Source organism: Cobetia sp. PS-4MA (genome assembly GCF_057670765.1).
The window spans coordinates 420,501-446,618 of sequence record NZ_CM173107.1 but is presented as its reverse complement, the minus strand read 5'-3'; the positions used below and the strand labels follow the sequence as shown (position 1 = coordinate 446,618).

Genomic DNA, 26,118 nt, shown 5'->3' with positions numbered 1-26,118 from the left:
TACCTATCGCCATGCCTCAAGCGTTGCATCACGGTTGCGGACCTCAACGAAAAAGGCACGCACCGGTATCGAGTCTCGTCACTGATCATCGTCTGCATCATCTGTGCAACATCCATGTCCCGTCATGAGAGCATCACCACATCATCACGCCCATTACTCCGCTATCTTGTTGATTAAATTGATATCAATGAGAAATATCAATGCCTTTTCATGAAGGCATGACAGCCCGAACACGCTCATACCCTCCGCGTGGGCCAGGGCCGACGACGCCAATGACGCCTTCACGAGCCAGCACAGACTGGCGCTGAATGGCCACGATCTTCTTGAGGAACAGGGGCTCCACTGGTCAGGAGAAACACCCCGTCATCAAGACAGTTTCAGGACGCAGCGAACCACAAAGGGAGCAGAACCTGATGAAGGATATTTCACGAATCACCGCCTACGGATGTGTCGTGGCCGGTGTTGGCCCAGCGGGCATGGGGTTTCTATTCAATGCCTTGAAAACCGGAAAACTGGCGCAACTCGCACGCCATGGTCTGCTGATACTGGATGCCGGAGGCATTCATCGGGATGCGCCTCTGGGGGCCGGACGGCTGGGCGAATATCGCATCACGGCCAACTCGGTGGGGGACGTCTTTCTCGATTGCCTGAGAGACCCGGCCCTCGCGGAGGTCTTCGCTCCGCTGGAAGGCGATCCGTGCCTGGAGAACATCCGCGCCCAGGCCTTCACCGCCCCGGCGCTCAGCGAAGTGGGCGCCCTGCTGGAAGCGGCGTCCCGGCTGGTACTGGATCACGCCACCCGCCTTGCCGGCGTGGAGCTGTGGTGCGGCACGAGTCTCGATGAGGTTGAGCGCATCGAGGATGACAATCTGCTGACGCTGACTCACACACCGGAACACGCGTCTCGTCCGACACGGATCCGCACCTCCAACCTGGTGCTCAATCTCGGCGGCTATCAATGCCCGGAACACCTGACCCAGGACCTCTCGCGTCAGGGACTGTCCCTGTCACCGCGTGCGCGCATCTACAGCGGTGATGAACTGCTGCGCATGCCGGAAGGTCAGCTGCGCAGCCTCTTGCTGCCGCGCCTGCGGCGTGGTGGGCGTGTCTGCGTGGTGGGTGGCTCCCACAGCGCCTTCTCGATGCTGGATCTGCTCGCCAGCGCATTCCACAAGACGCGCATCGACGAGATCACCCTGCTCCACCGCTCGCCTGTCCGGCTGTTCTTCGAGAACGCCGAAGAGGCCAAGGCCGCGGGCTATTCCTATGATGCCGAGCGCGATGTCTGCCCCATCAGCGGACGCATCAATCGCTCCGGCGGGCTGCGCTACCGTGCCCTGAGCATCGGCCAGCAAGTGCTTTCCAGCGGTCGGATAGCAGACTGCGACATGCAGGTCAGGCTCATCCAGACCGGCCCCGGCCCTCAGCAACGCCTGCTCGCGGCCAGCGAAGCTCTGGCCGACGCGCCGGTAGTGGTGCAGTGCAACGGCTATCAGCCGATTCTGCCGCGCCTGCTGGATGCGACGCGTCAGCCGCTGCCGCTCAGCCAGGTGAAGGGCGGACTGGATTCCGATGCCACCGGCAATCCCCGAGACCTCTCAGGCAACCTCCTTGAGGGCCTCTACCTGTTCGGACTCGGCGCCGGACTGGCGGCAGACCCCACCCTGGGCAGTGAAGCCGCCTTCGATGGCCGCATCTACGGCGTCTGGCAATTCCACAACAACGCAAGCCTGCCAGCGCTGGAGACCATCCTCGCACGCCTGGAAACGCAGCATGTGGCAGCACCGGTGACGGACCCGCTGTCCGCCGCCACCCAGCTGGCCGAGCAGGCAGCGCCATCCTCTGGCGCACAACGCGTGAAGGAGGCCGAACGCGAGCTGACCACGGCGCTGAACACGCTGAGCGAGACTCTGTCCTCGCCGCTGCGCTCCAGCATCGCCTGACATGCACCGACAAGGCATGAGGGCTCATGCCACGCCTTGCGTCAGATCTTACGTAATGATCTGGCGTCGTTATGAATACGTCAACAAGGCGCTACCAACCTCAACAACGTCATCATGATTATCACAAAGATAACAATAACGAGAAATGACACTCTGATACACTAGGCGAAAGACACACACGACACCCTGCAGCAAGCACATGAAAGGCCCGGCCATGCATCGCATGACCGGGCCTTTTGGCTACTGGCGCTTGCTGTCAGCGCACAGGCAACGGGTGACTCACGAACCCGAGATTCAGCCGGCCTGGGTCTGTGCTTGCGCGAGACGTGCCTGCTTGCCGCCGAGGGTGAAGCAGGTATCGATTTCCCGCAGCAGGAACAACGCCACACAGGCGGCCAGCATCGGCCAGGCGGCGAAGAACAGCAGGTGCTCCCACGGCGCGAGATACTGATTGAAGGCAGACAGCGTGGAGCCGGCATGCAGCACCAGCACCAGCCCATAGGTGAGGGTCTTCTTCACGCCTGCCAGGAACATCAGCAACAGCACCATCTCGATGGCGGCGATCACGATGACGATGCCTTCGCCGACACCGCCGATGGAATAGAACTTCTCGAAGATGGCTGCGGCGTGACCGGGATTGAAGAACTTGTCCAACGTCCACATTGTCATCACGAGGAAGACCCCGAGGCGCAGCAGCAGCAGGGAAATGCGGATTCGATCGGCGTACTTCGTCATGTCAATTCTCTCCAGAGGAAATGGGCCTGTCAGGCAGTCAGCGCCGCCTCGTGCCGGGCACGTCTTCCTGTGTACGCACACCATTGAGGTCTGGTTGCATCCAGATCGACTTTTTTCTCGCGAAATGAACCACTTGGCAGTGCATCACGCGATTGCGCTCTTCAGCGCAAGTCACTGCTGCGTCAGCGGTGATGCCGCCTCATCTCTGCTCTCCTGCCGCGACTGACAACGCTTGAATGCCTGTCCATCCTCAAGACACCTGTAGCACTGGCGCTTGCACACTGGAGTTATCCACATGGCCTCTCAACCAGACACGCCGACATCCGGCGCACCTCTGCGCCGCTGGCAGGCACCGCGCGACGCTTCTGCCCACCCGCCGTGCACATCTCCCTCCCACCTGCCGCCCGCGATTGTCCAGGCACGCTTTCCCGCCCTGAGCGCAAGGCTGCTGGAGCATGCTGCGCGCATACAGGCCGAGCGTGCACGCGGCGAGATACTGGACGCCGCCTGCGCCATGAGCGCCGTGCCGACCGTGATGCAGGAGATCTGGTCTACCAGTGGGGAGCTTGAGACATTCGCATTACATCACGGCATGCAGATCGAGACGCTTACGGAGCTGCTGGGCGAGCACACCAGAGCCCTCAGCCCTGATGATTCGCCAGCGGTAGCCCCGCGTGACACCTTTGACTGGCTGCATCTGGCACTGGAATGCCTGCTGAAAACACATGAGGATAACCAACGTTTACACTCGAACTGATGTAACCCGGGCCCAAAACTCGTATGGTGAAGTGACGGGCCCGGTTGACGACAGTCCATGTCTCGCCGCCGCCCTCGTGGCAGATGCACGCGCACGACGACCAGGAGCACGTCTGGAACGGACTTCCGGTACGAGAAACAACGCAAGACATCAAGCACAGCAAGCGGAGCAGAACATCACGATCGATCATTGAAACGACCAGCCGAGGAGGTTCACATGAAGGTCTACAAACCTGAATGGCGCTGCACGCTCGACGTGACGGAAGGCCCCGACCCCACCGCCCGCTGGAAAACACGGCTTGCCTGGCGCCTGCGCGCCCTCGCCGACCGCTTTGATGGCGGTAGTCGTACGATGAAGATTGACTGCAATGTCACCCCGGCGCTCAGTCGCGAAGAGGTCGACACCTGTCTGGGCAAGGGCTTCGCCCTCAGCCAGAATCTGATGCTGCAACTGGCCAACCACAGCGCCTGCGAAGATGTCCTCCGCGACGCCAAGGCCGAGCTCTACGAAGAAGAGCAACACCCGATGTAGACGATGATCTCAGTAGAAACCCGCAGATCATCCATCGGTGAACGTAGTCCGCAAGACGCATGAAAAAGCCCTCCCGGCGACGCCGGGAGGGCTTTTTTCATTGTCAGTCCTTACCTGCTCTTACCCACAGCTTGGCTCACACTGGCGTGATGCCTGATTGGCAATGCTGCTGGTGGCGCCACACACCGGGGCGGGGGTGACGGCGTCGGGGTCCAGCAGTGCGGCGACGACGGATTTCACCTGGCGGTAGCCGGTGCGCATCAGGAAGGTGGGTGCGCGACCGTAGCTCTTGATGCCGAGGATATAGAGGCCGGGTTCCGCGTGGGTCAGTTCGGCGGCGCCGTGTTCCGGCACGGAGCCACAGCTGTGCTGGTTGGGGTCGATCAGCGGCGCGAGGCGCGCCGGGCTCTGGGTGGCGGGGTCGAGCGAGACACGCAGCTCCGAGAGCAGCGCGAGATCCGGGCGGAAGCCGGTGGCGGCGATGATGCGGTCTACCGCCGGCAGGCGCTGGCTACCGCTTTCCACCACGAGACGAGCACCCTGCTCTCCCTGTGGATGAATCGCCTCGATGGCAAGATTGGTCACGACCTCGAATCTGCCGTCTTCCAACCATTGCTGGATACGCACTTCCAGTGCCCGGCGCTCCTGCAGCTCATCGTCCTTGGGTGAGCGGATGACGTTGTGCAGCGTGGCGGAGCGCACGCCCCACAGGATGCGCGTGTCCGGATTCTGCTCGGCCAGGCTGACCAGATCCTGCAGCGCGTTGAAGGCCGAATGCCCGCCCCCGACCACCAGCACCGTCTTGCCGGCATAGTCTTCCCGCGCCTTGCCGGTGATATCCGGCACGCCGTAGGCGATCCGCTCTGCCGCCGCGAGTTCCCCCAGTGCGGGAATGCCATGCGCCCCGATGCCATTGGGGCACTGGAAGGTACCGGAGGCATCGATCACCGACCGTGCCAGCACGTCGCGCTCGCCATCCGGCCCCGAGACACGCAGCACGAAGGGTGCCTCTTCTCGCCCATTGGAGCGCAGCACATCATGCTGCAGGCGACTGACATGCGTGACCCGTGTCGCGGTATGCAGGCGGGAGGCAATCTCCGGCAGCGCGGCCAGCGGCTGGAGGTAGTCGGCGAGCAGCTCCGCGCCGGTGGGGAAGGCATCCGCTCGTGGCGCCTGCCAGCCGGTGGGCGTGAGCCATTCGGCTGCCACGGGGTCCACGTTGTAGGACCACGGCGAGAACATGCGCACATGCCCCCAGCGAGCCAGATGCTCCCCGACCTGCTCGCCTGATTCGAAGATGATGGGCTCCAGGCCCGCAGCCAGCAGGTTGACCGCAGCGCTCAGCCCTATCGGGCCTGCCCCGATGATGGCAATCGACAGGTGGCTGTTGGCATCTTGCATCGCGTCTTCGCTCCAGTCGTGGGGGGTGGGGATGAAAGCCTCGTCATGCGTGGCTTTCAGCGTAAGACGACAAGGCTTATTTGGCTATTTTCTTCTAAAGATAACCCGCATATCCCCAGCCACAGGCCGCGCTGGTCGCCTCGGCAAGCCTCTCGCCCGCATCGCTCCACTCCCGCGCCAACCTCTCGCAAGGCCATCTGCCCCGACAGCCATGCGTCGCTCGGTTACACTGGGCCATCGCCATGAGGGTGAGGCTTGCTCGCCCCACGCTCGCCCTTTCTTCTCGCCACCGTGATGCCTTCCATGTCCATTTCCGCCCGCCCCTCCAAGCTGAGCCTGCCGCAGATCAATCCCGGCGTGGCGACGGTACTGGAATATCTGCTGCAGAAGTTTCCGGCCATCGATGAGGCCACCTGGCGCGAGCGCATGGCCACCGGCAAGGTGCATCGCGAGGATGGCGCATTGATCACCCCGCAGACGCCCTACCAGCCACATCTGCGCGTCTTCTATTACCGTGAGGTGGTGCGTGAGCCGAGCATCCCCTTCGCGGAGCGGATTCTCCATCAGGATGAGCACATCCTGGTGGCCTACAAGCCGCATTTTCTGCCGGTGACGCCCGGTGGCCTGTACGTGAACGAGTGCCTGCAGCAGCGCCTGCGCGACAGTACCGGAATAGAGGCGCTGCAGGCGGTGCATCGCCTGGACAGGGCCACCGCCGGGCTGGTGCTGTGCTCACTGAATCCCGAATCGCGCCACCGCTATCATGAGCTGTTCAAGTCGCGGAATATCCACAAGGCCTATCAGGCCATTGCCGAAACCCACAGCGAGGAGACTCTGGTGGGCCAGCAGTGGGAGGTGAAGAATCGCCTTGAACAGGCCGAGCAACGCTTTCGCTTTCAGGTCTCCGAAGGCGAGCCCAACAGCCACTCGTTGATCCGCTGTGTCGCGCAACGCGGTAGTCAGGCGCTGTTCGAGCTGCACCCCATCACCGGGCGTCGCCATCAACTGCGGGTACACATGCAGTCGCTGGGCTGGCCGATCCTGAATGACCGCTACTACCCCGAGCTGCAACCGCTCTCGCCGGATGACTACGCGCGCCCCTTGCAGCTGCTCTCCAAGGGATTCGAGTTCATTGATCCCGTCAGCGGCGAGGAAAGGTGCTTCGAATACGACGGTGATCTGACGCTGGCGTGAGGCGCGAGATAGCCAGTGGCTGTCGTCGCCAGCCGACGCGCAGCCCACGGCATGTGCACAAAGAATTCATCTGGCGAAGGCTTCCTGCTCGACGTCAGGCGGGCTAAGGTTTTCTTCCTGTCCCCGGAAAATAGGCCCATCGATGTCCCGACGTCTCGCAGTGACCGGAGGAGCCGCGCTGGCCGCGCTCCTGTCCTTCCCCGTCCTTGCACAACAAGGGCACGACGGGCCGCCGCCCGATCACGATGGCCCGCCGCCGATGTCAGCGGAAGACCAGGCCTTGAGCGAGGCGCTGCGCGCGCGCATGGGCGACACCAGCACCCTGATGCAGAGCGTGCCCATCCCCGAGAGCGCCGCCGAGTGCGGCGACACACCCGGTTATGCGCGCATGCTATGCCTGATTGATCTACTCAAGGCAGATATCTCCGACGATGACATCCTGCAGAACCTGCAGCATGACTACTCCCTCGCTGAGGCCGAGAACTGGAGCAACCTGCCAGCTGGCGCCTTCCCGAAACGCCCCGGCGTGCTGCTGGGCGAGCTGAACATCAAGCAGCGCGGCCTCGTCAAGGCGATCATGCTGGAGGCCACCGGCCACGCGCCGGATGAAGGCTTCGACGAGATGATTCAGACGCTCAATGCCGACGACTACATCAACACCGTCAGCACCGACTACAAGGCCGGTTACTCCTCCTACAACACCAAGTTCGCCTTCCTCGGCACACCGGGTGAGAGCGGCACCTGGGAGCTGTACTACGGCGGCCACCACATGGCCTTCGCCAACACCTACACCGACGGCAAGCTGGCCGGTGCCACGCCCTCCTTCCGTGGCGTGGAACCCTTCCCGTATTTCGAGATGAACGGGCGCGTGAACGAGCCGCTGACCCAGGAACGCGATGCCTTCGCCACCCTGCTCAGCTCGCTCTCCGAGGATCAACAGGCCGAAGCGACACTGGAAGGCACCTACCGTGACATCCTCGCTGGCCCCCAGGCCGACGATGCCATCCCCGAAAGCTATGAAGGCATTCCCGTCTCCAAGCTGGATGACGACCAGCAAGCGCTGCTGCTCACCGCCATCGAGACCTACGTGGACGACATCTCCGCGCCGGAGGCCAAGGCCTACATGGCGAAGTACACCGCAGAGCTTCCGGACACCTACCTCGGCTTCTCCGGCACGCCGCAGGTCAGCGCCGAGAACGATTACGTGCGTATCCACGGCCCCTCGCTGTGGATCGAATTCTCGTTGCAGTCCAACAAGTCCACCGACAAGGTCGGCAACCATCCCCACTCGGTATGGCGGGATCGCACCGACGACTACGGCGGCCAGACCGAATGAGCCGGCGCGCTTCCTGGCGCACCGCCCTGCTCGCCCTTGCCGTGATCTCCCTCGGCCATGGGGCCAGCGGGGCGGGAGGCGGCCTCATCGAGACGGCTCACGCCCACGCCCTGCCCGGCAGCGTGCTGACATTCGAGCAGCAACCGCAGCACACGCTGCACCTCACGCTCCAGTTCCCCCGCGAAGACCTGCTGATCGCCGCGCCGGCACTGGCAGCCCTTGGTGAGCAGACACCAGGCCAGCCTCTGCCGCAGCCACTGGTGGATCAACTCGGCGACTACCTCAGTCACCACCTCGCGCTCTTCGAGGATGGCGACACGCTACCGATGACGCTCACCGAAGCGCATCTCGAATCGACCTATCAGCCACAACTCGGCGACTACGTGCTGGTCATCACCGAATGGAACGTGAAGCCCGAAAAGCCCGAACCGGACTCACTGCTGCTGAAATACGACGCCGTGATGCACGAGGTCCGCAATCACCGCGCCGATGTCTACTGGCAGACGCCTGACGGCGCCACCCGCCCGCTGGCCGGTTTCGGCTTCTTCCACTCCGCCCACGGTGTCCGACTGAATCTGCAGAAAGCCAAGCGGGAGTGAGCCAAGAAGAAGTGAATTGATTACGCGCATAAAAAAGTACGAACAAAAGCCTTGCTGACCTGATGCTTGGAAAGGCTTTTCTAAAAAATACCGATATACAACAATATTTATATATTTAACGTCAAAAACGAAAGCGTTTAGATGTTCTATTAATAAGCTCTAAAGTTTCTATCGCCCTAAAGCCTGCATCATTTACCTCTAATGCTCGAAGAAGATGTGCATATTCCATCCTTAAACTTGTCGCGAAAATACCAGGATCGTCTGACCCAATGACAACAGAGGTCGAACAGAAATTACGCCCAAAACCTAGCCACGATGGTGCATGATGGTCTTCATAAGTTTCATGAATACTGATGCGAACATTACTACTGGGCAAAGACTCGATGGCTATATGACGCTCCTTTAATAGTTCTAGTGTTGCTTCTTGCAGGAACTCGATGATATCGACACTTAAAACATCGGTATCAAGTGTAACAAGCACGGATTCGCTACCTCGCCTCAAGGTTTCACCTGATACATCGACGCCATGGCGACGAAGGTAGTGTGCATGGGCATCAGGGTCCCGGCGTTTCATATCCTGAAACATTTGAATCTCAAGATTACGATCACGATCTACATCGTAGTTCCCGTAAGCACGTACTATTGGATCAAGATGTCTGATCTTCCAAGAACGAAATAGAAGATCTGGCGTCAAGGTTGGATCTTTCCAAATCTGCATTGCCAAACGTCTGATTTCTGATTCAAGCAGAGGTAGTTTATCGAGCATGACTCTCTTATTAATAAGGGTTCCCCATGCAAAGACGATATCATCAAGACGTTCCTCACAAGTCTGAATTACACAACCTTCTACTGATGCCCACCATTTTTTTGGTACTAACCCAGCAGCAGTACCATGCCCAATTCTGCAACCAGCCGATAATTCTAGAAAGTATACTGCTTCGTACATAGCTCTCAGGCCTGAAGTGATGTGTACAAAATCCTCACCAGCGTGATAAGTGAACCGTTGAATTCCAGCACGCCGCATTCGTCGGAAAACTTGGGCAAATACCTCAGGCCCAGCATGGCGTTCGTTACTGGCAGCATCTACACCACGGATCATTTCTGAAAGGCCAGTAGTTTTATTCATCAAGACTACTAATGCTCTTGCAGCCTGATCAGCTTCTCGGCGGGCTTTACTATCCCTACAAACAGGTGCCAGGACCCCACCCTGTCGAAAACGGTCACGCTCCGAAGCATCAGTCCGTTTTATGAAGTGCACCACGAGCCCCAGCCGCAGTCGACGTTGGCTTCGTGGTACAATTTCTTTACTATTAACTGTTGTTCCAGCTTCAAATAAATGCACTAACTCCAACATCTCTCGTAAAGACGAACGGGTTGTCAAAGCATGAGAAAAAATATTGGTTAGTGCACCATACGAATTCCCATCCGAACCTTCATCCAAGAATTGTAAATATCCCCGTAAGATCTGCATTAATCGATGCGCGTTACCATCGGGGGTTGTTTTCGGTGCAAAGCGTCCTTCAAGAAAGTCAATCGGTTTCTGTAGACCGCGCTCAATTTGACGAAAGCGTTCAGCAAAGTCTTTTTCAGTCGTCTCACGTAATTCATTAGAGGTGATATATTGAAACTGGTCGAAACCTGTGCATGAAACTTGCTGGACCAATAGTCTACAGAATTGAGCTCTAATCAATGCATACCAAAGAAAAGCAATCCCGTAAACCTTGCAATTGTTTCCATTTACAAGGTTTGCAATTATGTCGATTAACTGGAGTGCTTCAGAAGAAGTCACGGACCCATTGTATTCATTAGTACGACCACGAATTGCTACAGCATAGCGACTAGCCAAACTGAATTCATCTGACATAGATTTTACGCTCGAGGGATGACAGGCCTCTAGCAGAAAAGACTTTAGTGCAACTGCATGTTCGACTCGCTTTCTAAGTAGCTTAGGTGTCAGCGTAGAATCTTCTTGACGTAATAAACGGTTAACGCCACTCCCGATGGCTGCATGAATCCCATCCTCACTTCTTATAACTCCACTAACGGCATCCACAACTCTAGATGTTTTACGTAAGGCGTCCATCCATACCTTTTCCGCTTCAGTGGTACCGTTAAGATGCATATGAACTTCATCTAAACCCTCTGAATTACATAGCTGATCGAGAATCGGGTTGTCGTCTGTAGGCAACGTGCTATCACAAAGCCATCGCTGGACTTGTTTTTGTAAAGTTATGCGGCTCGAAATTGTTTCATATGGACCATCTAATTGATCTGCCATCCAAGCAGCAGAGATCAGCATTGGCGGTACTACAAGGATAAGGTCTTGCCACTCCGCCAGTAAGTTCGAACGGACGCGCATGGATCCATCACGTGCCTCGCATAAGAAGATTTTTGCAAGGCGGGTAAGCAACGGTACGGTACAATGTGCGGGAGAATCGAGATCGGCCCTTATCAATGCAGCGTGTTCACGGCATGCACTACCCACTGCCCAAGCAATTCTATGCTCAAGAGCTTCATCAGTAAGTGATGGATGTAATTCACGAAGCCGTAGGAACCGACCATTTATGTGAGACCTAGTAATCTCCTTAAAACCCTCAGTATTGAAACAGATTTTTTTTAGGTGAGCATCTGCCATATCATCACTTATCCCACCTTCTAGATGCGCAATTAGATCTAAGTTAGAGAAAATAGCCTTTGCATATGACACTTGCGTGTGAATCAAAAATCTATCTTCTGTAGTTTCTCCAATCATTTTTTTGCACCAGTCTTAGAGTCATACCGAGGGACTACATTCAGCACGTCAAAGAACCCCTTTTGCTTTACTCTACGAGGTGTTGCCTTTGACCGTCCGATTACGATAGATATCACGGGTGGGCTAAGCCAAGTAGACTCAAAAGGTACTTTTTCTGTACTTAGAGACTCCTGATATTTTAAGAGCGCTTTCTCCACTTCATCTTTTAAATTAACTGTACTACTACCACTTACTTCAGAAATTTCTTCTGGATTCAAAAATGCCCAAATCAAGGGACAGCTAAGCACAATGGCAGCTATAGGATGAAACGCATTATCATCTTTTGAATATGTATTCCTTAGAGCCTCAACCAACGGGCGATCCGAATATTTAGGTGATACCAATCGGCCAGAACTACCCGATGTTATAACTAACAAAGCATGCAATATATTAGTGATCTGTCGATGCAATATTTGACCAGTCTTCCAGTTAGGAGGAACTTTCTCATCCAACGAGAGAAGCTGGTCATGGATGCGCTCAGCTAACCGTGCTAATTCCGAAGGAGATATTTCAGCTATTCTATCTCCAATACCCTCATAAGAATACTGCTGAGCATAAATTTTCCAATTTTTTATCTGCTTCATGAAAATCTTAAACTCAGCACTATTTTCATCTTTTTGCAAGTCAGTATCTTTCACTTCGTCGCTATCAGTAAGTTCATCATCATCTTCTATCCGACCGGCCTTTACACCATCAGCCTTAGGGCGGAATACAGGAATTATTGAAGTTAGCACCATTGAATGTAGGTCAGGTTCATTGTCTTCATCTAGAATTTTTGAGATCGCTGCTAACAATGAAATAGCTGATACTGACCTGAATGTTTCACCACGACCGTTGAATCTGTCATAAGTTAACAGGTCAAGCAGCCCACCAAATAATCCACAACGATCTGTCAAATCATCTATCGGAAACCACACAACCCCTTTCTCAGTATTTAAAACCGATATATCTTGATGCTCCGAAAGTAACTTTATCCATCTATAACCAGATGATGCATTGTCTTCTGTATTAATATACTTACTAAGCTCCATTACCGTTTTAACTTTACTTAGATCAAGACTACTACTTAGATTAAAAATACGATGCATTAATTCAGACCGGCTTTCTATTTTCTTCTTTGTGCCAACTGAACCAAAGCAACTAGCCTTCAAATTACCAATGCTATTTGAGCTTTCTTCAACAGTATCGAAGCGGGCGATAGAACCGATGCGCCCAGCTACTTCCATAAGCTCTGGACTTGCATCATTCCATATAAATTCTAGAATCGCTTTACGCACATCTGCTTGTGAAAAAGCTGTACGCTGCATCATAGAAACTGGAAGATTCAATGTAACAAGTGTTTTTAGGCATCTTGCTGGAGAACCTTGCATCCCCTTAGCCATAGCCAATGCAAAACAGTGAAGTATAATAGCTTTTCCTGCGTCGCTAGGCACACCAAATCGAGCAAGTGTTGTTGGTTTATCCTGCTTAACAAACCAATTAAATACGAGTAATAGTGTTTCATTATGAGTAGCATAAGCTAATTTTAATGGGTCCACTCCAGAAAGACGTAACCGTGTTTCGAAAACAGAAAAAACTTCATTACAAACATGGATCGAATCACTGCTACCGATGGCGCGAAGGTATCCGATCACTAATCGGAGATGCTCACGAGATATGAGTTCAAGGAATGGATGGTCTGGAAGCCTTTCTTTATCATTAACCATACCATCCATTATTTTTCTTCTAATATTTAAGCTAGCCCATTTAAGCAGAGGCTCTTGATCGATTTTACCAAACGGTATAACCTTAACATCATCTGTAGTTGATGCCTGGATAATTCCTCCTAACGATATCATAGGAATACGATTTTGCGGAGGCGCTATCTTTAAAAGATATTGTTCCTCTAGCTCTTGCACAGCAGCATTAATATATTTTTTATCTTGTCCTATAACATTTGGATCATTTTCCATGATACTCTTGCCGAATGTATCATATATGTTTCGTCTAACTAACCGCCCATAAAGTTCAAGATCACCAGATATTAGCAAAATAAGTTGTGGTGACGTGAGGTATTTACGTATAGTTTCAAGAATAGTGCGGCCGTGCTCAAAATTAGTATCCACATCATCAAATGACAAAACAAATGCTTTTCTTTCAAGAACTTTTAGAGCTTCATAAATGAAAGATTGAAACTTTATCTCGAATGACCTTCCATTACGCGCTTTTCTCAAGCCTCTACTCATTATCCACTCTGGGTCCTCCCATTCATCCCCATATGGTTGAGACTTTCCTATACCATCAAGGAGGCCAAGGCCTTCTGCCATTTTTCTGCGTGCTTCATTAACCTTAGTGCGATCTGCTTCAGAGTTATTAGAAGGATCATCGAGTGCGGCATCAATTAAAGAAATAATTACAATTATAATATGTTCTTTAGTTTCTATAAGGGTCGGGTCAATCGGAGGTAGTACTTGAAGTTTAGAAGAAACCTCACTAAACCAATTAAAAGTGGAACCTTTAGTTTCACCATGCATATAGTGTAGAGCATTTATCAGAAAAGTTGTCTTACCGCTACCACGCCCTCCTTCAATTAAAATACCATTATGCGACCTAGTATAGCTCAGCTCTTTTCCTGTAGGAGGTACATATGTAGGGGAGTCAAGAGTAGCTATCTGAGATTTTATTAATATATTCAGTTTTTCAAAAGCTTCTTTTTGTAACACCATATCAGGGTTATCAAAATGCTCAGCGCCACTTTTATTCAGATCTATAACTGGCATACGATTTTCGCCTCAGTCAATTAAGAATTAAACCTTAGAAAAATAAGTTTATTTATGCTCTTACTCTCACTCACCAAGCTTGGATTCAATTGATTATTATAAAATTACAAGTACATCTAGAATATAAAAATAAGCTAGTGTGGATATTCCAAAATAGATCACTCTTGTATTTGTTATAATATTACCCGCCAGGCTCTCTACAACATAGCAAAAAATCAGCAACAACTCCTGCTTTCCGAAACAATTTGTTTGATAAAATTAATATTTCCATCCATACCCGTTCTGCACGCCTTACAAACGATGGATTAACCAACCCTGCATAACCGCTACCAAGGGCAGCTATTCTTATCTAATAACTATGCGTGATAATACCAACTGCTGATGCTTAAGAATTAGAATCATATTTATCCCTCCGCGAGTGAACCGAGGTGCTTTAAATGCGGGGGGGGGATGCTGAAATAACGCACTGCGAAATTCTTGGCCATCACCCACAAAAAAAGCCCTTCCGGCCAATGGCCAGAAGGGCTTTTTGCTTGCTGCGTTCTCGTCTCGATCGGTTCAAGAGACCGTTGAGACAGAACGCTGCGTCAGCTCAGCGAGGGGGGATCGTCAGGCGATCATTCCCACTCGATGGTGGCCGGCGGCTTGCTGCTGACGTCATAGGTGACGCGCGAGACGTGCTCCAGCTCGTTGATGATGCGGTTGGAGACCTTCTCCAGCAGCTCATACGGCAGGTGCGCCCAGCGGGCCGTCATGAAGTCGACGGTCTCGACGGCACGGATACCGATGACCCACTCGTAACGACGGCCATCGCCAACGACGCCGACGGACTTGACCGGCAGGAAGACGGCGAACGCCTGGCTGGTCTTGTGATACCAGTCGAAGTTGTGCAGTTCTTCGATGAAGATGGCGTCGGCTTCACGCAGGATGTCCGCGTATTCCTTCTTCACTTCACCGAGGATACGCACGCCCAGACCCGGCCCCGGGAAGGGGTGACGGTAGACCATGTCGTAGGGCAGGCCGAGTTCGAGGCCGACCTTGCGGACTTCGTCCTTGAACAGTTCGCGCAGCGGCTCGACCAGTTCCATCTTCATGTCGTCCGGCAGGCCGCCGACATTGTGGTGGGACTTGATGACGTGGGACTTGCCGGTCTTGCTGGCAGCGGATTCGATCACGTCCGGGTAGATGGTGCCCTGGGCGAGGAAGTCGACGTCCTTGAGCTTGGCGGCTTCGGCATCGAACACTTCGATGAAGGTGTTGCCGATGGCCTTGCGCTTGGCTTCCGGGTCACTGACACCCTTGAGCTTGCCGAGGAAGAGGTCTTCGGCGTCCACACGGATGACCTTGACGCCCATGTGGCGCGAGAAGGTTTCCATGACCTGGTCGCCTTCGTTCTTGCGCAGCAGGCCGTTGTCGACGAAGACACAGGTCAGCTGGTCACCGATGGCCTTGTGCAGCAGCGCCGCGACCACTGAGGAGTCGACGCCGCCAGACAGGCCGAGCAGCACCTTGCGGTCACCGACCTGGGCGCGAACGCGATCGGTCAGGTCTTCGATGATCTTGGCCGGGGTCCACAGGCGCTCGGACTGGCAGATCTCGATCACGAAGTGCTCGAGGATGCGCTGGCCCTGCAGGGTGTGGGTGACTTCCGGGTGGAACTGCACGCCGTAGAACTGCTTCTCTTCCCACGCCATGGCGGCGATCGGGCAGCTCGGGGTGGAGGCGGTGACGGTGAAGGTCTCGGGGACCTTCGCGACCTTGTCACCGTGGCTCATCCAGACGTCGAGCAGCGGACGGCCTTCGTCGTCCAGGTGGTCCTTGATGTCCTTGAACAGCGCGGACTCACCATCGACACGAATCTGGGCATAGCCGAATTCGCGCACGTTGGAGCCTTCGACCTTGCCGCCGAGCTGCTCGGCCATGGTCTGCATGCCGTAGCAGATGCCGAACACCGGCAGACCCATCTCGAACACGCACTGCGGCGCACGCGGCGAGTCCAGCTCGGTCACGGATTCCGGGCCACCGGCCAGGATGATGCCGTTGGGGTTGTACTCGCGGATCTCTTCCTCGGTGATGTCAAAGGCACGCACCTCGGAGAACACGCCCAGCTCACGCACGCGACGTGCGATCAGCTGAGTGTACTGGGAGCCGAAATCGAGGATCAGGATCTTGTGGGAATGGATGTCTTGCATCTTCAGTCTCTCATTGGGGAGTCATGTGACCCGCTTCGGAGCTGCGAGGGAGCGCGGGGTCGACACAATCTGGCGCCGAGAATAGCCGAGACCAGAAGTTTCTTCGACCTAAGCAAAGCGGGAACCCGTGTAGGGCTCCCGCTTTGCATCGCGCTTCGCTATGTCTCAGTCGCGCCGATAGTTGGGCGCTTCCTTGGTGATCTGCACGTCGTGGACGTGGGATTCGGCGAAGCCGGCACCGGTGATCTGCACGAATTGCGGCTTGGTGCGCATTTCTTCGATGGTCTGGCTGCCGGTGTAGCCCATGGAGGCACGCAGGCCGCCCATCAGCTGGTGCACGATGGCGCTCATCATGCCCTTGTAGGGCACGCGGCCTTCGATGCCTTCCGGTACCAGCTTCTCGACGCCGGCGTTCTTGTCCTGGAAGTAACGATCGCTGGAACCCTGGGTCTGGGACATGGCGCCCATGGAACCCATGCCGCGATACGCCTTGTAGGTACGGCCCTGGAACAGCTCGACTTCACCCGGCGCTTCCTCGGTACCGGCGAGCAGACCGCCGATCATGACGATGCTGGCGCCTGCGGCGATGGCCTTGGCGATGTCACCGGAGAAGCGGATACCGCCATCGGCGATGACCGGCACGTCGTACTTGGCCATGGCGGCCGCGACGTTGGCGACGGCGCTCATCTGCGGCACGCCGACACCGGCGACGATGCGCGTGGTGCAGATGGAACCCGGGCCGATGCCGACCTTGACGCCGTCCGCGCCGGCTTCTGCCAGGGCGATGGCGGCTTCAGCGGTCGCGATGTTGCCACCGATGACCTGAATCTTCGGATGATGCTCCTTCACCCAGGCGACGCGGTCGATCACGCCCTTGGAGTGACCGTGAGCGGTGTCGACGACGATGACGTCAACGCCGGCTTCGGCGAGAGCCGCGACGCGGTCCGGGGTTTCCGGGCCGGTGCCGACGGCGGCACCGACCAGCAGGCTGCCGTTGCTGTCCTTCGCCGCGTTCGGGTAGGTCTTGACCTTCTCGATGTCGCGAACGGTGACGAGACCGCGCAGGCGGAATTCGTCATCGACGATCGGCATCTTCTCGATGCGGCTTTCCTGCAGCTTGGCCTTGATCTGTTCCAGCGGCGTGCCTTCCAGCACGGTGACCAGCTTGTCGCGGCCGGTCATGATGCCGGCGACGGTATCGCTGAAATCAGGCTGGAAGCGCATGTCGCGACCGGTCACGATGCCGACCAGGTATTCACCCTCGACCACCGGGAAGCCGGAGTAGCCATGCTCCTCGGACATCGCCAGCAGATCCTGGATCTTGGCCTTCGGGCTGACAGTGACCGGGTCACGCACGATGACGCTCTCGTGCTTCTTGACCTTGCGGACTTCCGCGGCCTGCTGGGCAATGCTCATGCTCTTGTGGATGATGCCGACACCACCTTCCTGCGCCATGGCGATGGCCAGGCGAGCTTCGGTGACGGTATCCATCGCAGAGGAGATGAGCGGGATATTGACGCTGATGTCGCGTGTGAGACGTGATCTCAGGCTGACGTCCTTGGGGAGGACCTCGGAGTAGCCGGGGACGAGAAGAACGTCATCAAACGTCAGAGCTTCTTGCGCTATACGTAGCATGTCGAACGCCCAGTAGCAGTTTATGAGGGATGCGCGAAAGCCGCAGTGCAGGGCCCGATGGACGGGCGCCATGACTACGGTTCTAGCGGTTGCTGCGAGGTAATCACCCATGATAACCCATTCGCCCCACTCGAGACAAACGTCGCAGGCTATCAATCTCGCGATTTCGTACCCCCCTGACACTAACCATCTGGTCAACTAGAGCCACGGATGGCGCGGCCTGCGGCGGGATGCGCCGGCGGATGCGCTTGCGTCAGGGGGTCGGCGTACCGCCGGAGTAGGCATCGAACCAGCGGTCGAGAAAATCATGACGACGCGCCGTGTCCAGCATGCTCAGAATCGAGGCGTCCAGAGGCTGCGGGTAGAGCCGCTGGCCGACCTGATCCCGCAGCGACTGGGCGGTGTAGGGGCCGGTGATATCCGTGCGGATGCTGTAGAGCGGTGTCTCGCCCGCCAGCACATGCTGCCCTTGCCGTCCGATGAGGAAATCCATGAAGGTTCGCGCAGCCTCCGGATGCGGAGCATCGCGGTGGATGAAGGCGGTGCGCATGGAGATCAGCGCATAGTCAGTGGGCATCTGCACGATGACCTCAGGGTGGGACTGTGCCCAGCGGATGGCGTAGGACCCCAGCAGGTTGTACCCCAGCCAGTAGCGGCCATCGCTCAGGCCTTCCAGCATGCGCTGCGTGCTGGTCTCGAGAGTGGTGTCGACCTGTCCGAGCGCCGCGACCAGTTTCCAGAAGCGTCCTGAATAGTAGGAATCCTGAAGATGGAGCGCGTATCCCAGTGCGCTCTTCGAGGGCGAATAGGCCACGACTCGCCCCGTCAGTGTCTCGGCATGCTCCGTCAGCAGGTTCAGTACGTCGGCATGCGAGGATGGCGGCATCATTCTGGTCGCGAGATCCAGCCGGTAGGCCATCACGATGGGCTCGAAGGTGAAGGCGAAGATTTCATCGCGCCACTTGGCCCACTCGGGCCATTGCCTTGCAGCCTCGCTGTCCAGTCGCTGGGCCAGTCCTTGATTGACCAGCGCCACCTGCCAGGGCATCGCCGAGCTGATGATGATATCGGCCCCCGCGTCGTCCTGAACGGCCAGTGCATTGAGCGTCATCGTCGTGCGATCGTGATAGACGATCTCGATGGCGGGATACTGGCGCGAGAAGGCCGCCAGCAAGGGCGCCGCGACCTGGCGATCCATTGCCGCTTCAATGACCAGGCGGTCCTGTGCCGCCATGACTGGCCTGGCAGCCAGGAGGATGGCGAGACCTGCCCACAGGGCCAGCACCAGGCAACTCGTGACTCGGCGGGCCCCTGGGGTGGCGCGCAGCCTGTCAGACATGAGGTTCATGACGGCCACCTCGGAAAGCGGATGCGAATGCACAGCCCTCCCACATCGCGATTGGTGACCTGCAAGTCAGCCTGATGGCGCAGGGCAATCGTCTCGACGATCGCCAGCCCAAGTCCCGAACCGTCGGTGTCCTGACGCCCTGCGCGCTCGAAGGGCTGACAGAGTCGTTCCAGCATCTCCTTCGGCACACCGGGGCCGTTGTCCTCGATGCTGAGCAGCACGCTATCGTCATGGGCGGCAAGGCGCAGGGTGATCTCGCTGCCGGGCGGGGTGTAGCGCAACGCATTCTCGATCAGATTGCCGATCAGTTCGCGCAGCGCCCACGACTCGCCAATCACGCAGACCGGCTGTGCAGGCAGTTCGGCCAGCCCCAGGTCATGCTGGCGCGCGAGATCGTGATCAACCCACTCCAGCACCACGCCGCGAAGCAGTTCACCGAGGTCCAGCGCATCCTGCTCGGTGGGCAATGCCAGATGACGCAGCCGCGTCAGGTTCAACAACTGCCCCGCCAGGCGACTGGTGCGTGCAGCGCTGGCGTGGATATCCCCGAGCGCTGCGCGCCATTCGTCAGGTGATGAGCTCGTCAGCGCGAACTCCGCCAGATTCTGCACTCCCGCCAGCGGCGTGCGCAGCTGGTGGCTGGCATCGGCGGTAAAACGCAGCAACGCATCGCGGGATTCTCCCTGGCGGTGGAAAAGCTGCTCCAGCGTCTCGACCAGCTCGCGCATCTCTTCCGGCATGTTGCCCTCCAGCGGCGTGGCATCCTGCGGCTGACGCCGACGCAACTGATGCCGCAGACGCTTGAGCGGTGTCAGCGCCAGCCTCAGCGTGATCAGGATCATCACCACCGCCAGCACCCCCATGATGAGCATGCGGCCCGTGGCTCGAATCATCAGCTCGCGCGCCAGCTGCCGGCGCCCTTCGGTGGTATGTCCGACCCAGAGCTGCACACGAAATTGCCGCTCCCAGCCTGCGGAACGCACGCTGCGCGCGTGCAGCCGCCACGTGACGCCCTGATAACGGATGTCCTGCCAGACATCCCTTTCTCCAGCCTCGCGCAGCATCTGCGGGGTTAGCGGGATCTCGAGGTTGCTGGCCAGTACCCGCCCCTGATCATCCAGCAGGCGGTAGAAGACACGTTCCTGATGTCGTGTGGAGAGAATCTTGAGGGCAGCCGGCGGCATCATGATGCGCGGCTTGTCATCCTGCCACTGGATGGCTTCTGACATGGCCAGCAGCGCATCCTCGAGCTGATTGTCAAAGGCGCGCTGGGCCGAGCGCTGACTGGTGACCCAGGCATCGATCAACACGAGCCCGCCGACGATGAGCATCATGCTCAGCATCCACCCCAGCAGGCGATTGCGCAGCTTGCCGTGGATGATCATCCGGCGTCTGTCATCTCGAGACGATAGCCCAGCCCACGCAGGGTACGGATCTGTATCTCACTGCCTGCCAGGCGCTTGCGCAGCCGACTGATGTAGACCTCCAACGCATTCGAGCCCACCTCGCCATAGCCGAATACCTTGCCTTCGATCACCTCCCGCGACACCACCTTGCCGGCGTGCAGCATCAGGCTTTCCAGCAGCAGACGCTCCCGTGGTGGCAGATCCAGCGTCGCGCCCACCAGCGTGAAAGTGCCGCTGCGGGTCGACATGGCAAGCGGACCGAAGCGAAGCGTGTTGTCACTGCGTCCCTGACTGCGCCGCAGCAAGGCCCGCACACGGGCTTCCATCTCCACCAGCGAGAACGGCTTGGCCAGGTAATCATCGGCACCAAGATCCAGTCCACGCACCCGGTCGTCCACCCCATCCCGCGCCGTGATGATCAGCACCGGCGTCAGGTCATTGCGCTGACGCAACTCCGACAGCAGGTCCATGCCCTGCCCATCCGGCAGGCCGAGATCAAGCAGGATCAGATCAAAGCCGCCCTGGCGCGCCGCGTCCCGTGCAGGTGCCAGAGTATCGAAGACATCGATGGCATAGCCCAGCGTCGACAGACTGCGCTGCAGGGTGCGGGAAATGAGGGGATCATCCTCGACGACGAGCAGGCGCATGCATCCAAAGTCTCAGTAAGGGGAAGGGAAAGTGACAGGTTGATGAAAGGTCGCGCTCCTACCATGCCGGTATCGCAACTACCGCTGCGATATACCGATCAGACAGCGCCACCCTGTCGCCATGAACATAAAGCAAAAGGCGCTGTGAAGACAAAAACAACAGCCATCAGGAGCACACCATGCGCCAGTCCCGACGCCTGCCCTCTTCCCTTCGCGACATCACGCCGTTGCGCCTCGCCGCCGCCATGGCAGCGCCGCTCGCGCTGGCCGCGGCAAGCCTGGTCGCTATGCCCGTCGCCGCGGCCGACAAGAGCGAATGCATCGCCCCGGCCAAGCCCGGCGGTGGCTACGACCTCACCTGCCGCCTGGCCGCCAATGGCCTGCTGGAAACCGGCATCATCGACTCGCCGATGATGGTCACCTACATGCCGGGTGGCATCGGCGCGGTCGCCTACAACCACGTCATCGGGGTACGCAGTGATGACCCCAATCTGGTCGTGGCCGCCAGCACCGGTGCCGCCGTCAATCTCGCGCTGGGCAAGTTCGGCAAGTTCAGCGCCGATGACGTCCGCTGGGTTGGCGCACTGGGGGTCGACTATGGCGCGGTGGTCGTCAATGCAGACGCCCCGTGGCAGACCCTCGATGAACTGATGCAGGACCTCAAGGCACATCCCAGCGAGATTCCCTTCGGCGCCGGCGGCACCATCGGTAGCCAGGACTGGATGAAGGCCGCGCTGATCGCCAAGTCCATCGATGTCTCGCCGCGCAAGCTGCGTTACGTGTCCTTCGAGGGCGGTGGTGAAGCCCTGGCGGCACTGCTGGGCAATCACATCAAGGTCTATACCGGTGATCTGTCCGAGCTCAAGTCCCAGCTTTCCAGCGGCAAGATTCGCGTACTGGCCGCGCTGTCCGAAGAACGCATGGACGGCGCCTTCGCCGAGATTCCCACGGCTGCCGAACAGGGCTATGACGTGACCTGGCCGATCTGGCGTGGTTACTACATGGGCAAGGACGTCAGCGATGCCGACTACGACGCCTGGGTCGAACGCCTCAAGCAGTTGAGCGAAAAGCCGGAATTCGCCGAGATCCGTGAAGCCCGCGGTCTGTTCCCGATCCAGAAGTTCGGCGCGGATTTTGACGATTACGTGAAAGGCCAGGTCGCCGACTTCAAGACCCTCGCCAAGGAAGTGGGACTGACAAAATGAGACTCGCCGCCGATCGCATCCTGGGCTTCGCCCTGATGGGACTGGCGGCGTTCATCGTCGCCCAGTCCCTGAGTATCGAAGTGCCCTTCGCCTACGACCCGGTAGGCCCCAAGGCCTTTCCCATCGGCCTCTCGATCCTGATGGCCATCTTCTCGCTGGTGCTGATCCTGCGCCCCGGCCCGGAAGGTGACTGGCCATCCGCCAGCGTGATGCTGCAATTGGGGCTGGTGATGGTGATCCTGAGCGCCTTCGCCTTCTTCTTCGTGCGCCTCGGCTACCCCATCACGGCCGTCGCCGCCATCACCGCCATCGCCCGCCTGTTCGGTGCCCGCTGGCGCGCTGCCTGCGTGACCGGGGTGCTGATGGCCGGCGCAAGCTACGTGCTGTTCACCGCCGTGCTGGAAATCTCGCTGCCGACCGGGCTGTGGTTTTCCTGATTCCGAGAGGGCTTTCTCATGTTTGATTTCATCCTCCAGGGCTTTGGCGTCGCACTGACGCCACTCAACCTTGGCCTGGCCTTCAGTGGCGCATTGCTGGGCACCTTGTTCGGTGCCTTGCCGGGCATCGGCCCCATCAACGGCATCGCCATTCTGATGCCGCTGGCCTATACCCTCGGCCTGCCGGCGGAATCGGCACTGATTCTGCTCGCAGGCATCTATACCGGTGCCGAATACGGCGGCCGGATGTCGAGCATTCTGCTCAACGTGCCGGGGGATGCCGGCGCCGTGATGACCACCCTCGACGGCTATCCACTGGCCAAGCAGGGCCTGGCGGGACCGGCACTGGGCATCTCGGCGATCAGCTCCTTCGTCGGTGCCAGCATCGCGATCCTGGGTCTGACCCTGTTCGCCCCGCTGCTGGCCAAGGTGGCCGTGCAGTTCGGTCCGGCGGAACTGTTCACCATGATGGTGTTCGCCTTCGCGTCCATGTCGGTGATGATGGGCAAGGACCCGGTCAAGACGGCGCTGGGCGCCATTCTCGGCGTGCTGATCGGCACCGTCGGCGTCGATTCCGGCACCGGTATCCAGCGCTTCACCTTCGATATCCCCGACCTCTACGACGGCATCGACTTCGTGGTGCTGATCATCGGCATGTTCGCGATCAGTGAAATCCTGCTGATGCTGGAAAGCCGCCTGCAGCATGGCAAGACCGGCGCCCTGCCTGTCATCGGCCGCGTCTTCGTGACGATGAAGGAAATCCTCTACTGCAAGGGCGCCATGCTGCGCTCCGGCCTGCTCGGCTTTTTGATCGGTGTGCTGCCGGGTACCGGCGCCTCGGTGGCGGGGGCCGTCTCCTACACCACCGAGAAACGTGTCAGCGACAAGAACAACACCTTCGGTACCGGCGACATGCGTGGCCTGGCCGCGCCGGAAGCCGCCAACAACGCGTCCGCAGCGGGCTCCTTCGTGCCGATGCTGACCCTGGGCATTCCGGGCTCCGGCACCACCGCCGTGCTGCTGGGCGCGCTGATGCTCTACAACATCACGCCGGGCCCGATGATGTTCAGCGAGCATCCCAAGGTCGCGGGCGGGCTGATCGCCTCGCTGTACATCGGCAACATCGTGCTGTTGCTGCTCAACCTGCCGCTGGCCGGCTTCTTCGCGCGCGTGCTGACCATCCCGCGCTGGGCACTGGTACCGGGCATCGTCATCCTGTCCTTCGTCGGGGTCTATCAGCTGCATTCCGACATGGGGGCCATCTACCTGATGCTGGGCATCGGCGTGCTGGGCTACCTGCTGCGCAAGCTGAACTTCTCGCTGGCCACCATCGTGCTGGGCTTCGTGCTCGGCGGACTGATGGAAGAGAATCTGCGTCGTGCCCTGGCCATCAGCGGTGGCGACAGCAGTATCCTGTGGCAATCGGGCATCTCGCAGGGTCTGTGGCTGGCCTCGCTGTTGCTGCTGCTCGGGCCTTTCCTGCTGTCACGACTCGGCAAGCGCAAGACGCGTACAGCCTGATCAAGGCACCCCGTGTGGCAAACCCCAAGCCCCCGTTCTCCCTCAGGAGTCCGGGGGCTTCTTGGTGGCAGGCTCCCCGCCTGTGGCATCATGGCCCTCTCCATCTACCAGACAAGCTCCGCCACAGATTCCCCCACAAGCCCTCACACAAGGATTGCCGCGTGTTCGAAACATCGTCTGCCGCCGATGCCATCAGCGTCACCCAGCTGAATCGTGAGTCCAAGCGCCTGCTGGAACGAGGCTTGGGGGAGCTCTGGATCGAGGGGGAAATCTCGGGCTTCTCGCAGCCGCGTTCCGGCCATTGCTACTTCACGCTCAAGGATGACAACGCCCAGGTGCGTTGTGCGCTGTTCAAGAGCCGCGCCCAGTTTCTGCGTGAGAAGCCCAAGGATGGTGACCGGGTGCGGGTGCGCGCCAAGGTGTCGCTGTTCGAGGCGCGTGGCGACTATCAGTTGATCGTCGAAGCGCTGCAGCAGGCGGGGCTAGGGGAGTGGCTGGCGCGCCTGGCACGCCTCAAGGAGCAGCTGGCAGCCGAGGGCGTGTTCGCCAATCAGCGCGCTCTGCCCCACCCGCCGCGCCATCTGGGGGTGATCACCTCCGCGACCGGCGCAGCGCTTCAGGACGTGATCGCGGTGACCCGCAAGCGCTGGCCTCAGGCACGCCTGAGCGTGCTGCCGGTGGCGGTGCAGGGGCCACAGGCGGTACCCCAGCTGATTCGTGCGGTGGCGATGGCCAATCGCGACAGCGATTGCGATGCGCTGCTGATCACGCGGGGCGGCGGCAGTCTCGAGGACCTGTGGGCCTTCAATGACCAGCATCTGGCGCGCGCGATCTTCCACTCGCGCCTGCCGGTGGTGGCGGCCATCGGCCACGAGACTGACACCACACTGGCGGAACTGGCCGCCGACCTGCGCGCGCCCACGCCATCCGCCGCCGCCGAGGCGCTGTATCCGGATCAACGTGCCCAGGTGCAGCAGCTGGCTGCCCTCACGCAGCGCCTGTGGCGCGCTCAGCGCGGACGGCTCGATCAGGCGGCACAGCGACTGGATCACGCCCGCTCGCGCCTGCGCCATCCGGCGCGCGAGCTGCAGGCCCAGCGCCAGCAAGCCCGTGAACTGGAGCGCCGCCTGCACGCCGCAGTGCGCATGCGCATGACCCGTGAGCAGCAGAAGGCCGACCAGCTGACCCGCCGCCTGCAGCAGGCCAGCCCTGCACGTGACATCCAGCGCCATCGCCAGCAGCTGGCGATGCTGACACCACGCCTCGACAATGCCCTGCCGCGCCGGCTGGCAGCGGATCGTGAGCGACTGGAAGGCGCGATGCGCGCACTGAACGCGGTCAGCCCGCTCAACGTGCTCAACCGCGGCTATGCCATCGTCGAGCGCGTCGGCGGCAGCCAGACGCCGGCAGCGGACGACAGCAAGGTGATCCGCGCCGCCCATCAGACCCAGCCCGGCGAGATGCTCTCGATCCGCCTCGGCGAGGGCCGTCTGGCCGTCGAGGTCAAGCGCCGCTACAAGCCCAGGCCCTGAGTACCTGATCGGCACTGATGCGCCGCCAGACCGAAAAAAGCCCCGCTACCGAAACCGGTAACGGGGCTTTTTCATGGGCGGTTCACGTCAGATACACCGAACCGCTCTTGATCACTCGCCTTGCGCACCACTCACACTGACACGCGTGA

At 58.4% G+C, this 26,118-nt stretch carries 19 protein-coding genes; 10 read left to right on the top strand and 9 right to left on the bottom strand.

From position 1 onward, the window contains the following. The first annotated feature begins 413 nt into the window (after nucleotides 1–413). On the top strand, nucleotides 414–1,943 hold the full coding sequence (locus AC26AR_RS02030; protein WP_488107467.1) for a hypothetical protein: 1,530 nt from the start codon (nucleotides 414–416) through the stop codon (nucleotides 1,941–1,943). A gap of 294 nt (nucleotides 1,944–2,237) precedes the next feature. Here AC26AR_RS02030 and AC26AR_RS02025 read toward each other — a convergent pair whose 3' ends face one another. After that, on the bottom strand, nucleotides 2,238–2,678 hold the full coding sequence (locus tag AC26AR_RS02025) for a hypothetical protein (protein WP_077379019.1): 441 nt from the start codon (nucleotides 2,676–2,678) through the stop codon (nucleotides 2,238–2,240). Nucleotides 2,679–2,973: 295 nt separating this feature from the next. Between AC26AR_RS02025 and AC26AR_RS02020 the strand changes: the two genes are divergently transcribed. Then, the gene (locus tag AC26AR_RS02020; RefSeq protein ID WP_488107466.1) at nucleotides 2,974–3,435 is read left to right on the top strand and encodes a hypothetical protein; all 462 of its coding nucleotides are present in this window, start codon (nucleotides 2,974–2,976) and stop codon (nucleotides 3,433–3,435) included. Between the two features lie 216 nt (nucleotides 3,436–3,651). Continuing rightward, nucleotides 3,652–3,966 carry a hypothetical protein gene (locus tag AC26AR_RS02015; RefSeq protein WP_077379015.1) on the top strand — a complete coding sequence of 105 codons (315 nt, stop codon included), beginning with the start codon at nucleotides 3,652–3,654 and terminating at the stop codon, nucleotides 3,964–3,966. A gap of 120 nt (nucleotides 3,967–4,086) precedes the next feature. On the opposite strand, the gene AC26AR_RS02010 is transcribed toward AC26AR_RS02015, so the two are convergent. After that, nucleotides 4,087–5,367, bottom strand: coding sequence for an NAD(P)-binding domain-containing protein (locus AC26AR_RS02010; RefSeq protein ID WP_488107465.1), 1,281 nt, complete (start codon nucleotides 5,365–5,367; stop codon nucleotides 4,087–4,089). Between the two features lie 303 nt (nucleotides 5,368–5,670). On the opposite strand from AC26AR_RS02010, the gene AC26AR_RS02005 reads away from it, so the two are divergent. The 3 genes from AC26AR_RS02005 to AC26AR_RS01995 all read left to right on the top strand — a co-directional run bounded on the left by AC26AR_RS02005 (nucleotide 5,671) and on the right by AC26AR_RS01995 (nucleotide 8,496). After that, nucleotides 5,671–6,561, top strand: coding sequence for a pseudouridine synthase (locus AC26AR_RS02005; RefSeq protein ID WP_488107464.1), 891 nt, complete (start codon nucleotides 5,671–5,673; stop codon nucleotides 6,559–6,561). A 142-nt stretch (nucleotides 6,562–6,703) separates the two neighbouring features. After that, on the top strand, nucleotides 6,704–7,897 hold the full coding sequence (locus AC26AR_RS02000) for a DUF3500 domain-containing protein (RefSeq protein WP_488107463.1): 1,194 nt from the start codon (nucleotides 6,704–6,706) through the stop codon (nucleotides 7,895–7,897). Continuing rightward, the gene (locus AC26AR_RS01995; protein ID WP_488107462.1) at nucleotides 7,894–8,496 is read left to right on the top strand and encodes a hypothetical protein; all 603 of its coding nucleotides are present in this window, start codon (nucleotides 7,894–7,896) and stop codon (nucleotides 8,494–8,496) included. The genes AC26AR_RS02000 and AC26AR_RS01995 overlap by 4 nt, the downstream gene beginning before the upstream one ends. Nucleotides 8,497–8,617: 121 nt before the next feature. On the opposite strand, the gene AC26AR_RS01990 is transcribed toward AC26AR_RS01995, so the two are convergent. The 7 genes from AC26AR_RS01990 to AC26AR_RS01960 all read right to left on the bottom strand — a co-directional run bounded on the left by AC26AR_RS01990 (nucleotide 8,618) and on the right by AC26AR_RS01960 (nucleotide 21,274). Next, nucleotides 8,618–11,248 (bottom strand): hypothetical protein, encoded by a 2,631-nt coding sequence (locus tag AC26AR_RS01990; RefSeq protein WP_488107461.1) that lies wholly within the window; start codon nucleotides 11,246–11,248, stop codon nucleotides 8,618–8,620. Continuing rightward, the gene (locus AC26AR_RS01985; protein WP_488107460.1) at nucleotides 11,245–14,046 is read right to left on the bottom strand and encodes a hypothetical protein; all 2,802 of its coding nucleotides are present in this window, start codon (nucleotides 14,044–14,046) and stop codon (nucleotides 11,245–11,247) included. The genes AC26AR_RS01990 and AC26AR_RS01985 overlap by 4 nt, the downstream gene beginning before the upstream one ends. Nucleotides 14,047–14,663: 617 nt before the next feature. After that, complete coding sequence (guaA, locus tag AC26AR_RS01980) at nucleotides 14,664–16,238, bottom strand: glutamine-hydrolyzing GMP synthase (RefSeq protein WP_077379004.1); 1,575 nt, start codon at nucleotides 16,236–16,238, stop codon at nucleotides 14,664–14,666. Nucleotides 16,239–16,403: 165 nt separating this feature from the next. Beyond that, on the bottom strand, nucleotides 16,404–17,873 hold the full coding sequence (gene guaB / locus AC26AR_RS01975) for an IMP dehydrogenase (protein WP_077379374.1): 1,470 nt from the start codon (nucleotides 17,871–17,873) through the stop codon (nucleotides 16,404–16,406). Nucleotides 17,874–18,126: 253 nt separating this feature from the next. After that, entirely contained in the window at nucleotides 18,127–19,158 is a 1,032-nt protein-coding gene (locus AC26AR_RS01970) for an ABC transporter substrate-binding protein (protein WP_341541732.1), read from the bottom strand. Nucleotides 19,159–19,217: 59 nt separating this feature from the next. Further along, nucleotides 19,218–20,606: a sensor histidine kinase gene (locus AC26AR_RS01965; protein ID WP_488107459.1), complete on the bottom strand. Its 1,389-nt coding sequence runs from the start codon at nucleotides 20,604–20,606 to the stop codon at nucleotides 19,218–19,220. Further along, nucleotides 20,603–21,274, bottom strand: a complete 672-nt coding sequence (locus tag AC26AR_RS01960; protein WP_077378999.1) for a response regulator — start codon at nucleotides 21,272–21,274, stop codon at nucleotides 20,603–20,605. The genes AC26AR_RS01965 and AC26AR_RS01960 overlap by 4 nt, the downstream gene beginning before the upstream one ends. Before the next feature lie 179 nt (nucleotides 21,275–21,453). Between AC26AR_RS01960 and AC26AR_RS01955 the strand changes: the two genes are divergently transcribed. From AC26AR_RS01955 to xseA, 4 genes are all read left to right on the top strand, one after another. Further along, nucleotides 21,454–22,479, top strand: a complete 1,026-nt coding sequence (locus tag AC26AR_RS01955) for a Bug family tripartite tricarboxylate transporter substrate binding protein (RefSeq protein WP_488107458.1) — start codon at nucleotides 21,454–21,456, stop codon at nucleotides 22,477–22,479. Continuing rightward, entirely contained in the window at nucleotides 22,476–22,916 is a 441-nt protein-coding gene (locus AC26AR_RS01950) for a tripartite tricarboxylate transporter TctB family protein (RefSeq protein ID WP_488107457.1), read from the top strand. Before AC26AR_RS01955 ends, AC26AR_RS01950 begins: the two co-directional genes overlap by 4 nt. A gap of 18 nt (nucleotides 22,917–22,934) precedes the next feature. Beyond that, a complete protein-coding gene (locus tag AC26AR_RS01945; protein WP_084209371.1) occupies nucleotides 22,935–24,437 on the top strand; it encodes a tripartite tricarboxylate transporter permease in 1,503 nt (500 codons plus the stop codon). Between the two features lie 161 nt (nucleotides 24,438–24,598). Beyond that, nucleotides 24,599–25,969, top strand: coding sequence for an exodeoxyribonuclease VII large subunit (gene xseA, locus AC26AR_RS01940; protein WP_084209372.1), 1,371 nt, complete (start codon nucleotides 24,599–24,601; stop codon nucleotides 25,967–25,969). Nucleotides 25,970–26,118 lie beyond the last annotated feature (149 nt).